At 43.0% G+C, this 286-nt stretch carries 1 protein-coding gene; it reads right to left on the reverse strand.

What is annotated here, in order from left to right; translation table 11 throughout:
• Window positions 1–286: BREX system ATP-binding domain-containing protein (locus AAEY87_RS13905; protein WP_350657597.1), on the reverse strand; the 286-nt coding region annotated here is incomplete at both ends.

The raw sequence follows: 286 nt of genomic DNA on the forward strand, positions 1-286 counted from the left end.
CCTAAGTCTCTTTTGGCATCAGTTTTAGTAGAGTATTCTGCACGTAGCCAGCGAATAGCGTTGACTTTTAACTCGTCATTACCTTCTTCGTGTCCTTGCCAATAAGCTTCAATGACTTTTGCAAAATCATAACCACCTACCAACTCAGTCAATTCAGCTAAATTTTGCTGTATAACGTCACTGATAGCTTCTCCGCTACTGTCCGCTTGTTTGCGTGCTTCGGTAATAAAACGCTCAACTACACTGGCAAGCCCATTGCCATCAGGCTTATTGCGCGTTGATAAGT

The sequence above is a fragment of the Psychrobacter sp. S1-30-MNA-CIBAN-0213 genome, from assembly GCF_040309845.1.
Taxonomy (GTDB): Bacteria; Pseudomonadota; Gammaproteobacteria; order Pseudomonadales; family Moraxellaceae; genus Psychrobacter.